The sequence below is a fragment of the Algoriphagus algorifonticola genome, from assembly GCF_007655305.1.
GTDB lineage: Bacteria > Bacteroidota > Bacteroidia > Cytophagales > Cyclobacteriaceae > Algoriphagus > Algoriphagus algorifonticola.
Genome location: NZ_VLOG01000065.1, coordinates 1 through 14,475, shown reverse-complemented (window position 1 = coordinate 14,475; position 14,475 = coordinate 1). Strand labels below are relative to the sequence as shown.

General features: G+C 40.3%; 12 protein-coding genes. All 12 read left to right on the top strand.

The features are described 5' to 3' along the window. Positions 1 to 760: 760 nt before the first annotated feature. The 12 genes from htpG (at position 761) to FL972_RS18030 (ending at position 14,294) form a co-directional block, all read left to right on the top strand. Positions 761 to 2,647, top strand: coding sequence for a molecular chaperone HtpG (gene htpG / locus FL972_RS18080; RefSeq protein ID WP_144607394.1), 1,887 nt, complete (start codon positions 761 to 763; stop codon positions 2,645 to 2,647). A gap of 377 nt (positions 2,648 to 3,024) precedes the next feature. After that, complete coding sequence (locus FL972_RS19480; RefSeq protein ID WP_186300150.1) at positions 3,025 to 3,303, top strand: hypothetical protein; 279 nt, start codon at positions 3,025 to 3,027, stop codon at positions 3,301 to 3,303. Further along, entirely contained in the window at positions 3,300 to 4,424 is a 1,125-nt protein-coding gene (locus FL972_RS18075; protein ID WP_186300149.1) for a 6-bladed beta-propeller, read from the top strand. Before FL972_RS19480 ends, FL972_RS18075 begins: the two co-directional genes overlap by 4 nt. Before the next feature lie 591 nt (positions 4,425 to 5,015). Continuing rightward, positions 5,016 to 5,873 carry a glycine zipper family protein gene (locus FL972_RS18070; RefSeq protein WP_144607392.1) on the top strand — a complete coding sequence of 286 codons (858 nt, stop codon included), beginning with the start codon at positions 5,016 to 5,018 and terminating at the stop codon, positions 5,871 to 5,873. A gap of 483 nt (positions 5,874 to 6,356) precedes the next feature. Next, on the top strand, positions 6,357 to 6,770 hold the full coding sequence (locus FL972_RS18065; protein WP_091651408.1) for an RrF2 family transcriptional regulator: 414 nt from the start codon (positions 6,357 to 6,359) through the stop codon (positions 6,768 to 6,770). 77 nt (positions 6,771 to 6,847) lie between these two features. Then, on the top strand, positions 6,848 to 7,126 hold the full coding sequence (locus FL972_RS18060) for a DUF2061 domain-containing protein (RefSeq protein ID WP_091651405.1): 279 nt from the start codon (positions 6,848 to 6,850) through the stop codon (positions 7,124 to 7,126). After that, a complete protein-coding gene (locus tag FL972_RS18055) occupies positions 7,095 to 7,799 on the top strand; it encodes a phosphoadenylyl-sulfate reductase (RefSeq protein WP_144607391.1) in 705 nt (234 codons plus the stop codon). Before FL972_RS18060 ends, FL972_RS18055 begins: the two co-directional genes overlap by 32 nt. A gap of 319 nt (positions 7,800 to 8,118) precedes the next feature. Next, positions 8,119 to 9,018, top strand: coding sequence for a sulfate adenylyltransferase subunit CysD (cysD, locus tag FL972_RS18050; protein ID WP_144607390.1), 900 nt, complete (start codon positions 8,119 to 8,121; stop codon positions 9,016 to 9,018). Between the two features lie 182 nt (positions 9,019 to 9,200). After that, a complete protein-coding gene (locus FL972_RS18045) occupies positions 9,201 to 10,460 on the top strand; it encodes a sulfate adenylyltransferase subunit 1 (protein WP_144607389.1) in 1,260 nt (419 codons plus the stop codon). Positions 10,461 to 10,665: 205 nt separating this feature from the next. Then, the gene (locus FL972_RS18040) at positions 10,666 to 12,765 is read left to right on the top strand and encodes a HEPN domain-containing protein (RefSeq protein WP_144607388.1); all 2,100 of its coding nucleotides are present in this window, start codon (positions 10,666 to 10,668) and stop codon (positions 12,763 to 12,765) included. Continuing rightward, entirely contained in the window at positions 12,762 to 13,535 is a 774-nt protein-coding gene (gene cobA, locus FL972_RS18035; protein ID WP_144607387.1) for a uroporphyrinogen-III C-methyltransferase, read from the top strand. Before FL972_RS18040 ends, cobA begins: the two co-directional genes overlap by 4 nt. A gap of 183 nt (positions 13,536 to 13,718) precedes the next feature. After that, entirely contained in the window at positions 13,719 to 14,294 is a 576-nt protein-coding gene (locus tag FL972_RS18030) for a precorrin-2 dehydrogenase/sirohydrochlorin ferrochelatase family protein (protein ID WP_144607386.1), read from the top strand. Positions 14,295 to 14,475 lie beyond the last annotated feature (181 nt).

Sequence of the window (14,475 nt, the reverse complement as noted above, 5' to 3'; positions counted from 1 at the left end):
ACCGTGTAAAGTTTTTTTTCATTTAGTGTTTACTCTAGTAATTTGGTTCTTGAGTTATTAGTTATTTTGAAAGGAGTAATTGGGTAACTGAGTAATTGATTAATTGTGTGTCAGTGTTATTTTGAATTCTCCTCTCTCGCTTCTCTCTTCTCGTCTCTCATCGTCGTAAATCTGAAATTTATCTCTGTTCATAGGTCGAAGTAGAACTTCGTTATTCAACATTCATCATTCGATGTTCGATATTAATTTAGTTATTGAGTTATTAGGGATTGGTTATTCCAAAAGGAGTAATTGGGTAACTGAGTAATTGGTTAGTTGGTACAGTCATTGTTCTTAGTTCAACCCTATCTGCAACAAACCTACTAGAGGTCAATTAAGCGGAATAATAACAGTGATTATCAACTAAAAATATTCGTGACGGTGCGGTGGGCCGTCGTGGCAGCGGGGTGTGGGCTGGATTGTGAGGGGAAGCTTTGCCACGACAAGGCTTTTGGTTACTTTTTGCCTAAAAAGTAACAAGAGAAAAAAACAAAAAACTCAGCTCTTCGGAATGTAAGTTGGTTGTCTAGAAATCTTCAGTTCTTTTTAGCATGTAGCTTTCGGGGCGTAAATCGTAACTCGCAAATCCCAATTCCCTTCATCCTTCTCACTTCTATCTTCTCACTTTCAAAACTGTCATCTTGTCACTTTTTTGGGTTTGGAACAGGCATTGATAATCCATTGATGTCAATTATTGTATTCACTAAACTGATTTATACCCATGCAGGAAAAAGGTACCATCTCGATACATACCGAGAATATTTTCCCGATTATCAAGAAGTTTTTGTATTCCGATCACGAGATTTTTCTCCGTGAACTCGTATCCAATGCGGTAGATGCTACTCAGAAAATCAAGCGCCTTGCGACATTAGGTCAGTACAAAGGAGAATTGGGTGACATCACCGTGGAGGTTTCCTTTGATGAGAAAAAGAAAACCATCACCATCGCTGACAAAGGCCTTGGGATGACAGCTGAGGAGATTAAAAAGTACATCAACCAGATTGCTTTCTCCGGCGCAACTGAATTTGTGGAGAAATTCAAAGATGCTAAAGATGCCAATGAGATCATCGGTAAGTTTGGTTTGGGTTTCTACTCTGCTTTTATGGTGGCTAAAAAAGTGGAAATTCATACGCTTTCCTATCAGGAAGGAGCTGAACCGGCCATCTGGACTTGTGATGGCAGTACTGAATTTGAAATCAAAAAGGGTAAGCGTAAAGACCGCGGAACAGAGGTAGTTCTTCATATCAACGAGGACTCCGAAGAATTTCTAGACAAGTGGAAGCTACAAGGCATCTTGGACAAATATTGCAAGTTCCTGCCTGTTCCGATCAAGTTTGGCACCAAAACCGAATCCGTAGAAGATGGAGTCGATGACAAGGGAGAAAAGAAATGGAAATCTGTTGAAGTGGACAATATCATTAACACCACTTCCCCGATTTGGACCAAGTCTCCAAGTGATCTCAAAGACGAGGATTATCTGGCCTTCTACAAGGAGCTTTACCCTATGAGTGAAGATCCGCTCTTTTGGATTCACTTGAATGTAGACTATCCGTTCAATCTGACCGGGGTGCTTTACTTCCCGAAAGTCAAGAATGAGTTTGAGCTTCAGCGAAATAAGATCAAGCTTTTCAGCCGTCAGGTTTTCATCACCGACGAGGTGAAGGATATCGTCCCTGAATTTTTGATGCTTTTGCATGGAGTAATCGACTCTCCGGATATTCCACTCAACGTATCCCGAAGCTTCCTACAGGCCGATGGAAACGTGAAGAAAATCAACAATTACATCACCAAAAAAGTAGCGGACAAGCTTTCTGAGCTGTATAAAAAGGACAGAAAGGCATACGAAGCCAAGTGGAATGACATCGGACTTTTTGTGAAGTACGGCATGATCTCCGAGGATAAATTCTATGAAAAAGGCAAAGAGTTTACCCTGCTCAAAAATACCAAAGATGAGTACTACACGCTGGATGAGTACGCCGAAAAGGTGAAAGCTATCCAGAAAGATAAAAACGAGCAAACGATCTTCTTATATGCCACAGACGTGGATAAACAAGACAGCTTCATTGCCTCTGCCAATAAGAAAGACTACGATGTGTTGGTTTTGGATTCTCCGATCGATAGCCACTTTATCCAGCATATTGAGACCAAGCTGGAGAAAACTCAACTCAAGCCCGTCGATGCGGATGTAGTGGAAAAACTGATCCAGAAAGAAGATAGCTATGCAAATTTGCTGACCGAAGACCAAAACAAGCAAGTGAAGGAGGTATTCGAAAAAGCTATTGATAATAAATCCTACTCTGTGGAGATAGAAGGCTTGAGTCCTGAAGAAATGCCAGTGACCATTACAATGGAAGAGTGGATGAGAAGAATGAAGGACATGGCGCAGACGGGCGGGGGGCCAATGAGTTTCTATGGACAAATGCCGGATAGCTATAAAGTAGCCATCAATGGCAATCATCCAGTAGTTGACAAAATCCTCAAGGCTGAAGGAGAAGAAGCCCAACTGCAACTGGCCAAGCAAGCATTTGACTTGGCGAAACTGTCTCAGGGCCTTCTAACGGGTAAGGACCTTACTGCATTCGTGAAAAGAAGTGTGGAGTTGATTTAACCTTTGATGACCTTTGAGGTCTTCAAGACCTCGAAGGTCTTCTTTACTTATCTAAATATTCAATCCTTCGGGGTTTCACAAACCCCAAAGGTTAGCCCTATCCCCGTCAACTCGACGGGGATTTTTTATTCATACACAATTATTTGTATTTCATACCTTAAAAATCAGTTGTTTATTAACAAATTGTATTTCAGGAAGCTATAAATGTAAATATTTTTAGAAATAAATTTTTATAGCTGATAATCAATTACCTAGGGGATTTAGTTGAAAAATTTTTAGTCAAATTCTTGACTTTCTGGATGAGGGGGGTAAGTTTAGTTTAAGTTCATTGCATAATGAGCTTTTTAATGAATTTATAAAATATAATACCTTTTAACATGGAAAAATTAAAGATTTATGCTTTTTGCACTTCGGTTTTCATAGTTTGTTTGATCTTTGGTTCAGCCAAATCTAACGGACAAATAATTTATGAAAATTGTCCCAATCAAGAACTATCCTTCTCTATTATAGATGAAGAAACTAAAATGTGTGCAAATAATGGAAGAGGTGGAAGCGGTTCTTCAGTTACTTTCTTGGTTTGTAATCCAGATCCAATTCAATGTTGTCCTGGCTTAGATATACCCCAAGAGCCATCCTGTTATTCATTGGCTGGATGAAATCTTTAGCTAAAATATGGGTTTTTTGCTTTCTAGGGATTGCTTGTTCTTGTGGTAAAAAATCTTCTGATTCTGTTAAGTTCAACAATCGGGAAATTGAGGAGATGTTATTCTCCTCAATTTTTTCTGAAGTTGAGACAATTATTCTTGAGACAATCCCGGAATCTATTATAGGAGAGATTTCATTGATAAGATATAGTGATAAATATCTCTATATTCTTGATAATAAGAGGAGTAACGCAATATTTATTTTTGATCTTGATGGGAATTTTATAAGAAAAATTAAGGGAGGATACAATGGACCCGGCAGCTTAAGCTATCCGGATAATTTGTCTATTGCTGGAGACTATTTTTTAGTATATGACTCAAGGCAAAATAAGGTGTTGAAATATACTTTAGATGGGATTTTTGATGAAGAAATTTACCTTAAAGAAAAAAATATTTATTCCCTTGATATGATATCGGATGGTGAAAGGGTACTATTTTTTGATTTTTATTCCGATCCTTCAAGCCTATTTAGGATTTTGGACATAAGTGGAAATATTATTGTAAATGAAAAATTTTCCGATAATGAATATAAAGTAATATCTGGTCGCCGAAAACCTTATTTATCCTTATCTATTGATAATGAACTGAGAGTTCAGATACCAGGTTCTGATTGCTATTACTTGTATAACAAATCTGGAAGGTTAAAAAAAAGTTGTTTCGATTTACAAAGTGAAGAACTTTTTGATCCAAATTCACTCGTAAATTTCTATGATTTTTATTTTAAGGTTCAAAGCCTTGAAGCTACCATATTAAGAGGTGAAATTGCTGATTTTATGAATCTTTCCTTATTTACTGTTCAAACAGGTAGGTCGGTAATCTTATCGGTTTGGGATAAGATAAATAATACTGCAAATCCCGTTAAGTTGATCAATGATGGGAAAACAATTTGTCCAGATATTGAAATGCTTCCTATCTACAATGTAGGAAATAGTGAAATAAGCCTTGATTTTTTTCCGGCAGACTTAATTATGATTTATTTCAATTCGCCTAAAAAGGAAGCATTATTGAATTTCTTTGAAGAAAACGAAATTGAGGAAGGGGATAATCCAATTATATTTAGGTTGAAGGAATAAATCCTGGCAAATTATCCTTTTATATAACATATCCTGAACCTACTTATTTTCATGGTTAAAAATTGAGTTAAGTTGATGAATGTTTAACTTTTGAAGATTCTGAACCATCCAAGAGATTATACTAATCAAGGAGCATATTAATAGGCTAGATTCACTTCTAGTAATAAAGGCTAGCCCTCGGAGGGTTTTACTTTCAGCTATAATAATTAGTTCGAACCCTCCAAGGGATTACTTGAAACAGAGAAAGGGTAAAAGTATAGTGCACCATTCGTAATTAGATCAACCCTTGGAGGGTTTGTTAATTCCCAATCCCCGGCCTCGGTCGGGGATTTTTTGTTGTTTATTTATGAAAAAAAGTAATTGAAAACTATATTTATGTTTCTTGTTAATAAATTGTATATCAGCAAGTTAAAAATTGTGTTTTACTAATAGTTTGAAAAAAAATTTATTGAAAATCAACTAGTTATGATTTCTTGGGAAATAAATTTCAGTTAAAGTCTTGACTTTTTGAAATTGGGGGGGGTATGTTTAGTTCAAGTTTTAAGCGCTGAAAACTTTTTAATTAATCTAGAAATTTTAAAATCTAAAAAAATGAAAAAAGTATCTTACGTTTTGTTCTTAATTTCATTTATGTTTTCCTGCCAAGAGTTGGAAGATGCGGGAAATACCAACTTAAACTCTTTTGAAGATATAAATAAGATTACAAACGAGTTGATCACCTTCAACGCTTCGAAACTAAGCACCTTCATGACAAAGGAATCAGATGGCAGTCTTTGGATGGATAAAAATCAAATGACAGTTTCTTCTTTTGAACATTTGGACGGTTACCTAATTAATGCTTCGGGCCTTGATATTGAATTATTGGCAAAACCATTTGGTAAAGAAAGAATTGACAGAAACACTATGTCAAATCGGGTTATGAATATTGACTATGGTAATTTCAACATGCCTCAAGTTTGGTTCGCAGACCAGTTAATAACCAACTTGTTAGAAGTGGAAGATTTGTACGAGGTAACAGATGTGGTTTTTAGTTTTAACCTACAGGTGTTAAATTCGTTATTAACTCAGGCGGAAAAAGACGAGCTATTGGTTTTGTCTTCATCGGCATTGAGTATTAGGGATTTTCTTTTAAATGGCGGCGTAGATATACTTTATGATGAAATGATTTTGGTTTATGGAGACCCTACAGATCCATCAAATCCATCGATTGGAGGAAGAGTTCAGGGTTGTTCGGTTGATACAAGAGCAGTTTGGGGTTCCGCTGTTATAGGCTTAACAACAGGAGCCGTAAGTGGGGCATATGCAGGAGCTACTGGTGGGTCGATCGCACCAGGAATTGGAACGGTTACAGGAGCAGTTAGCGGGGCTGTTATTGGTGGTGCCGTTGGATTTGTATCCGGTGCTTTGGCAGGTGTAGCAGGAAGCTTATTATTAACTTGTTTTAGGTAAATTGGAGTCATGAAAAAATTGGATAAAAAAACAACTAGAGTATTAATTATTACTTTCTTTCTTGAATCTATTCTATTTATGTATTTCATGCCTTTTGGTTCTTTTAACCCAAAAGAATTTGGCTTTTATTTGTGTATCCTTACAGCACTAATTTCTAAACTACTATTTTCATTGATTTTTGGTAGATATTTGGAATATAGGAAGAAACAATCTAGTTAGTACTTAATGTAAATTTTCTTTTAAGTTTATTTCAATTTATTTTAAAAGAGAATTTCAGTTTTGATATTAGAAGCTTGGTCCTGATTTATTGACTATTAAGACCTACCATTTTCGTGCGATTTGTTTGGATGATTTAAGTCTTCTACCCTCCAATGATTCGAAACCCTTAGAAGGTTATTGAATTTAAATCCCCGGCCATGGTCGGGGATTTTTATTTCCCCACTCCCGTACTAGGCTATTTCCCAAATTAGCTTATTTTTGTTTATGCTTTCCAAAAAGACCAAGTACGCCCTTCATGCCCTCACTTACCTAGGCAAGCACCGGGAAGAAAAAACAGTGCTGATCCACGATATCGCCGAAGAGCATGGGATCTCCCATAAGTTCCTGGAGAATATTCTACTCGAACTCAAAAAAGCCGGCATGCTGGGAAGCAAAAAAGGCAAAGGGGGAGGTTATTATTTGATCAAAGAGCCAAAAGATATTCCACTTTCCAAAGTAATTCGACTCCTCGACGGACCTATCGCCATGCTCCCCTGTGTTAGCCTGAATTACTATGAACCCTGTGACGAATGCAAAGATGAAGCAACTTGTGGGATCAATAAGGTGATGATTCAAGTGCGAGATGAGACCCTCAAAATACTGGAAAACAAGACATTAGCTGATATTTTAAAAACTTAACAAAAATTTTTTACCATAAACCCTATAAAATATGTAGGCTTTATATACTTTTGTTTTTCACTCCCGTTGAAACCTATATGATTTTAGATCAGCACATAAAAAAATGGTTTGAGTCCAAAAAAGGGACAGACAGTAATTTGAAGAGTCTCATGAAGTCCATCTCCTGGAGGATTGTGGGGACTATTGATACCATTGTTATCTCCTTTATTGTGACGGGTCAATTGACCATGGCGCTTTCTATCGGTTCGGTAGAAGTAGTCTCTAAAATCCTATTGTACTACCTGCACGAGCGGGTATGGGAGTCTGCAACTAAAACAAAAGAGCATGAGCCTGAAAAAGAATATGCAAGATCTTGAACACAGATTAGATCAATTGACGGCTAAGGAAGGCTTGGCTTTGATTGCTGATCTCTTTCCCGGAAAGGTGGTATTCTCTACCTCATTGGGTCAGGAAGATCAAGTCATTACTCAATTGATTGCTTCCCAAAATCTACCTATTCAAATCTTTTCTTTGGATACAGGAAGGTTGTTTCCGGAGACTTTGGAGTTGCTGGCACGCACGGAAAGCAAGTACCAAACGCGAATTAAAGTCTACTATCCCGAAAGAGAAACGGTAGAAAATCTAGTAGCAGAGCAAGGGATCAACGGCTTTTATGAGTCTGTCGAGAATCGTAAATCCTGTTGCTTTGTCCGCAAAGTAGAACCTTTGAAAAGAGCTTTGGCAGGGAATGAAGTCTGGGTAACGGGACTTCGTGCTGAGCAGAGCGCCAATAGAAGCGACATGAAGCGGATCGAATGGGATGAAGCCAATCAGATTCTGAAATTCAATCCTTTATTGGATTGGACTTTCGAACAGATGATTTCCTATATCGAGGAACATAAAATCCCTTATAATCCACTTCATGATAAAGGCTTTATCAGCATAGGTTGCGCTCCCTGTACACGGGCTATTCTTCCAGGAGAAAATCCCCGCGCCGGACGCTGGTGGTGGGAAGACTCGAAAAAGGAATGTGGGTTGCATTCCAGATAGCAGTGGTCAGTTTGCAGTTCTCAGAAGTCTGAGATTGACGTCACTGCGAGTCCCGTAGGGCGAAGCAGTCTCATAATTTAAAAAGTGTTCGAAAAGATTGCTTCTCCAGATTCTCGGGATCGCAATGACTAATGTCAGATGATACTTCGAAATTCATTATTCGATGTTCGATATTCGAAATTGAAAAAACTTAAAGATTGGAAAACTAGCCAAAGAATATCTAATTCTGGAAAGATTAAATAAAATAATAACGAATGATGAACGCTGAATGTTGAATATCGAAGTAGGCGTAAAATATAAATCAAAATTGTATTTCCATATGTCAAACCTATTCATACCTAACCCCAAAGAAGCAGAATCCATCCATATCCTTCGGGAGGTGGCGGCGCAATTTGAGCGCCCTGTTTTGCTTTTTTCCGGAGGAAAAGATTCGATAACCTTGGTCAGATTGGCTCAAAAGGCATTTTTTCCAGCTAAAATCCCTTTTCCGCTTTTGCATGTGGATACAGGGCATAATTTTCCGGAGACCATCGAATTCCGGGATCAACTTGTGGCCGAGCTGGGTTTGGAATTGATTGTCAGAAAGGTGCAAGACTCCATCGACCAAGGAAAAGTTCGTGAAGAAAGAGGGCGCTATGCGAGCCGAAACTCCTTGCAGACTACCACCCTTTTGGATGCGATCGAGGAGTTCAAGTTTGATGCCTGTATCGGTGGAGCAAGACGAGATGAAGAAAAAGCCAGAGCCAAAGAGCGGGTATTCTCGGTTCGGGATGACTTTGGCCAATGGGACGAAAAAAATCAGCGTCCGGAATTATTCGATATGCTAAACGGTAAAATCCATGTAGGACAAAACGTGCGGGTTTTCCCGATTTCTAATTGGACTGAACTGGATGTTTGGGAGTATATCAAAACAGAGAATATTGCAATTCCAAGCATCTACTTCGCGCACAGGCGGGAGGTGTTTTTCCGGGATGGATTGATTTGGACCGCTAATGAGCACGTCTTTCGTGAAGTGCATGAAGAGGTGGTTGAAAAATGGGTTCGATTCCGCACCGTCGGTGATATGACCTGTACCGCAGCGGTACTTTCCGAAGCCAAAACATTGGAAGATGTAGTTGCAGAAATTCGGGAATCTACACTCTCAGAGCGCGGAGCCCGCATCGATGATAAACGCTCAGAAGCAGCGATGGAAACGAGGAAAAAGGTGGGATACTTTTAATAGAAGCAAGAATCTAGATACGAGAAGCGAGACATTCAAAAAGAAAAAGAAACACGGTAGAAATAGGATAGAAATAATTCCCGCAAGCGGGAAGAAATACTCGGCTTGAACCGATGCCAAGTATTTCGCCGAACGCAGTGAGGCCTATTTCAATCTATTTCAACTGTATATCAAAAAATAATATGGACATCCAAGGAAGAAAATTAATTAAAATCGCGACTGCTGGTTCGGTTGATGATGGCAAAAGCACCTTGATTGGGCGTTTGCTTTATGATACCAACTCCCTGACTACAGATAAGATTGAGGCTATTGAAAGAAGCTCCAAACAAAGAGGATACGATTATTTGGATTTTTCTCTGGCAACGGACGGTTTGGTTGCCGAGCGCGAACAAGGGATTACGATCGATGTGGCACATATTTATTTCAATACCGCCAAAACCAATTTCATCGTAGCTGACACTCCCGGGCATGTGGAATATACCCGAAACATGGTGACAGGGGCTTCTACTTCCCAGGTAGCAATCATTTTAATTGATGCCAGAAAAGGCGTGATCGAACAAACCTACAGGCATTTTTTCATCGCCAATCTGCTTCGCATGTCACATGTGGTAGTGGCGATCAATAAAATGGATTTGGTGAATTATGAGGAGGATATTTTTCTAAAAATAAAAGCCGATTTTGATGGGTTGGTGGCTAAGAGTTCTTTCTCAGAAGAGCAGATTACTTTCATCCCCGTTTCTGCCTTGAAAGGTGAAAATATAGCCAGACAGTCAGAAGCAATGCCTTGGTATGTTGGAAATACCTTATTGGATCATCTGGAGGTTTTGGAGCCTCAGGATTTGCAGGAAAGTGCTGTGGCCAGATTCCCTGTTCAATACGTAATCCGTCCAAAAACAGAAGCCTACCATGATTTTCGCGGATTTTCAGGTAAACTCTATGGCAATGAACTTCAGGTTGGGGACCGAGTAGCGGTCCTGCCATCCGGAAATGAGTCTACTATCAAGAGCATTCATTTCTTCGAAAAAGAAGTGAAGGCAGCAGCTCCCGGTGCTTCCGTGGTCATTTCCTTGGAAGACGAGGTGGATTGCAGTAGGGGAGATATGATAGTGAAGGTTGGAGAGGAGCCCAAAAGTGAGAAAATCCTTGCTGCCACACTTTGTCAGGTTAATTCAAAAGTGCTCCAAGTTGGACAAAAATATATCCTCCAGCATGGAGTCAATCGGGTGTTGGCTAAAGTAGATCGCATCGAAGCCAAGGTCCATGCGGATTTCTCTGGTGAAGAGGATACCACACAGCTTAGACTGAATGATATTGGAAAGGTCCATTTTCGTCTGAGCAAACCCATTCATTACGACTCCTATCAAAACAATAAATCGAACGGAGCTTTTATCCTTATCGATGAAGGAAGCTTCGATACGGTTTCGGTAGGATTTATTGATTAGAGACGAGAAGCGAGAGTCGAGAGACTTCGCTACCTGCTTTCAGCAGACAGGTTCGGCAATCATCATTCGATGTTCGATATTTTAAGAATGTCGAATACTAAATATCGAATAACGATCAAAGAATACATAAGCCAAGCCTCAAACCTTGGCTTTCTTTCAAATCTATTAACCTATAATCCCGATAGGGAAATAAAACTATTACGCTATGCAAAGTTTTCGAACCGAACTGGAAAATCCCATCGTAGAGCGAGACATTCTTGAATTAGAGCGAAAAATTGCGCTTTTCAAAGAAGGGAAAATCGACGAGGAGAAATTCCGTAGCCTGAGACTAGCTCGAGGCGTTTATGGTCAGCGGCAGCCCGGAGTGCAAATGATCCGGATCAAGTTGCCTTATGGAAGAGTAACTGCCCCTCAGCTAAGAAGAATCTCCAAAGTTTCGGAAGAATATTCCACCGGGAGATTGCATATCACTACCCGTCAGGATATACAGATCCATTATGTGAGTTTGGATCGCACACCACAACTTTGGGCAGAACTCGAAAAGGATGATGTGACTTTACGGGAGGCCTGTGGCAATACCGTAAGGAATGTGACCGCATCCGAACTGGCAGGAATTGACCCCAAAGAGCCTTTTGATATTACTCCTTATGCGGACGCAACCTTTCGATATTTCCTAAGAAATCCGATTTGCCAGGAAATGGGCCGAAAATTCAAGATGGCCTTTTCTTCATCGGAAGGAGATACCGGCTTGGCCTATCTTCATGATTTGGGCTTTATTCCCAAAATCAAAGATATCAATGGAAAGAAAGTGAGAGGCTTTAAGGTGCTACTCGGTGGAGGCTTAGGTTCCCAACCCAGACATGCGGACCTAGTCTATGATTTTCTGGAAACCGATCAGCTGATTCCCTATATCGAATCAGTTTTGAGGATTTTTGATCGGCACGGAGAGCGGGCCAGAAGGAATAAAGCCAGGATGAAGTTTTTGGTAAAAGATTTAGGCTTGGAAGCTTTTTTGGAATTGGTCGAACAGGAAAAGAAAGCCCTTCCATTCACCAGTTACCCCATTGATGCGGCAGGTTATGAGGCTGCCCAAAGCCTACCTAATCCTGAAAAGCCTGAACTAAACTCTGAGCTGGGCTTGGATTACGAGCTTTGGAAACTGACCAATGTATTGCCTCAGAAACAAGAGGGTTATGCAGCGATCGGGGTGCGTGTTCCCCTGGGAGATTTTTACATTTCTCAGGCCAGAGCTTTGGCGGATTTGATTGAGACATATGCTAATAATGAGCTTCGGTTTACGCTTCGTCAAAACTTCTTGATACGCGATGTTCGGGAGGATTTGGTGCCTTTTTTCTATCAGGAACTGAAGAAAATCGGTTTGGCAGAAAGAGGCTATAATTCCTTGGGTGATATTACTGCCTGCCCGGGTACTGATACCTGTAATTTGGGGATTGCGAGCTCTACAGGAATTGCTACAGAATTGGAAAAAGTCATTTTCAACGAGTATCCTCAATACCTCAAAAATCAGGATTTAGTAATAAAAATTTCCGGCTGTATGAATGCCTGTGGCCAGCATAATATGGCACATATCGGTTTTCAGGGCATGTCTATGCGTGTTGGTAAAACCGTGATTCCTGCCTTGCAAGTATTGCTTGGTGGTGGAAATTTGGGAGATGGAAATGGACGTTTTGCAGATAAAGTAACCAAAATCCCGAGTAAAAGAGGGCCTCAGGCTTTGAGATTGTTATTGGATGATTTTGAGGCGAATGGTGAAGATCTGGATTTCCTCAGCTATTATGATCAGCAGGGACAAATGTATTTCTATGAATTACTGAAAGAGTTGGCGGACCCTGCAAAAGTGACCGAAGAAGATCGGGTAGACTGGGGCAGAAATGAAAATTACGAGGTAGCAGTAGGCGTGGGTGAATGTGCTGGAGTAGTGATTGATTTAGTGGCAACCTTGCTTTTGGAAGCCAAAGAGAAATTGGATTTGGGACAGGAAGCTTTGGAAAATGGCAGATGGTCTGATAGCATTTATCATCACTATGCCGGTTTGATCAATGCTGCCAAAGCAATTTTGCTCAGCGAAGATATCAGTACCAATAGCTATGCAACTATTATTTCCCTCTTTGATGAGCATTTTGTCAGTAGCGGAAAAGTAACCTTAGACTCCACTTTCGCTGAGAAAGTCTACGAAATCAATCAGCATGAGCCTACTCCGGAATTTGCGAGAGCTTACGCCAAGCAGGCTTTGGATATCTATGAGGTTTTAAAAAGTTATAGAGAGGAGGAGGTGAACGCATGAGAGAGCAAATTCATCCCAAGGTAAGTTTGGTTGGTGCGGGTCCAGGTGATCCGGAGCTAATTACTTTGAAAGGCATTTTAGCTTTGAATACTGCAGATGTGGTATTGTATGATGCTTTGATTGATCCGGTTTTATTAAAGCACGCTCCTAAGTCTGCGATCAAAATCTTTGTTGGCAAACGCGTAGGCAGGCATTCCAAACCTCAGGAAGACACAAATCAGCTTTGTGTGAGCTTGGCGAAAAAACATGGTCATGTGGTTCGCTTGAAAGGAGGAGATCCTTTTGTCTTTGGGAGAGGCGGTGAGGAGATGGAGTATATAGAGAATTTTGGGATTCCCACTGTGGTGGTTCCTGGGATAACTTCTGCTGTGGCAGTTCCTGCTGCTGCTGGTATTCCTGTTACCAAAAGAGGGGTTTCTGAGAGCTTTTGGGTGGTGACTGGCACAACTACTGCTGGCGAATTATCCAGAGATTTAGCCTTGGCAGCCCAGAGTACTGCAACCGTGGTAGTTTTGATGGGGACTAAAAAACTGGATGAAATCGTGCAAACTTACCGCAAAGCTGGAAGGGAAAATCTTCCCGTAGCCATTATCCAAAGTGGAACTACTTGGGAGGAGAAAATCACCGCAGGTTTTATCCATGACATTGCTCGAAAAGCGGTAGAAAATCAGGTGGAATCTCCTGCAATCATCATCATCGGTGAAGTGGTGAGGGAAAGCTTGCGCTTAGCGGAGGTGTACAGGGAAGCTGTTTCTTTCAGTAGGCAGTAAAAAATAGGCAGATGGCAGTAACAGTAGGCAGCTGAATTAAAGTCTACAATGCTGCCGCTCCAGAATTGGAATGACTGAAAAATAGTTTGGCCGAAGAAGTGGGACTTATTTCAATACTATTTCCACTGTATTTCATATTTCTATTCTCTAATCTCTCGTTTCTAAACTCTATAAATCTAAAAAATGAACTATCTATATCCCATTTTCCTGAAAGTTCACGAACTCAATGTTCTTCTGGTCGGAGGTGGTTTTGTAGCCACAGAGAAACTGGAATTTTTGCTAAAATCCAGTCCCAAGGCACAGGTAACCGTGGTATCAAAAATGTTCCGCCCGGAATTTTTGGAACTGGCTGAAAAAGCAGAAAAAGTCACCTTGATTGAGGATAGCTATGATGAAAAGTACTTGGGTGGGAAACACATAGTAATTGCCGCAACCGATGACAAAAAGGTAAATCTTCAAATCCGAAATGAGGCAAAGGAACGCTTTCTTTTGGTCAATGTGGCAGATACTCCAGCCCTTTGTGATTTCTACTTGGGCGGAATAGTCACCAAGGGAAACTTGAAAATTGCTATCTCTACCAATGGCAAATCACCTACGACAGCTAAGCGGCTTCGCCAATTATTGGAAGAAGTATTGCCTGAGGAGATTGACGATTTGTTGGATAATCTAAATGCTTATCGGGACACCTTGAAGGGTGATTTTGAATACAAGGTGAAAGCAATGAATGAAGTCACGGAGGCATTAGTGAAAAAGAGATAGGCATCATGGATAGTGTCTCCCGCGAAGAGGCAAAGAGATAATTCAAGCTAAAGCAAATCCCGTAGGGATTTAAGCTAAGTAGCAAGGGTGTCTTCAGAGTGCCTTGCCATGCCGTAGGTATGGAAGAATTTTGAGCTTGTATCTCTGAAATAAAGAAATACAATGGAAATACGCTTCGCGA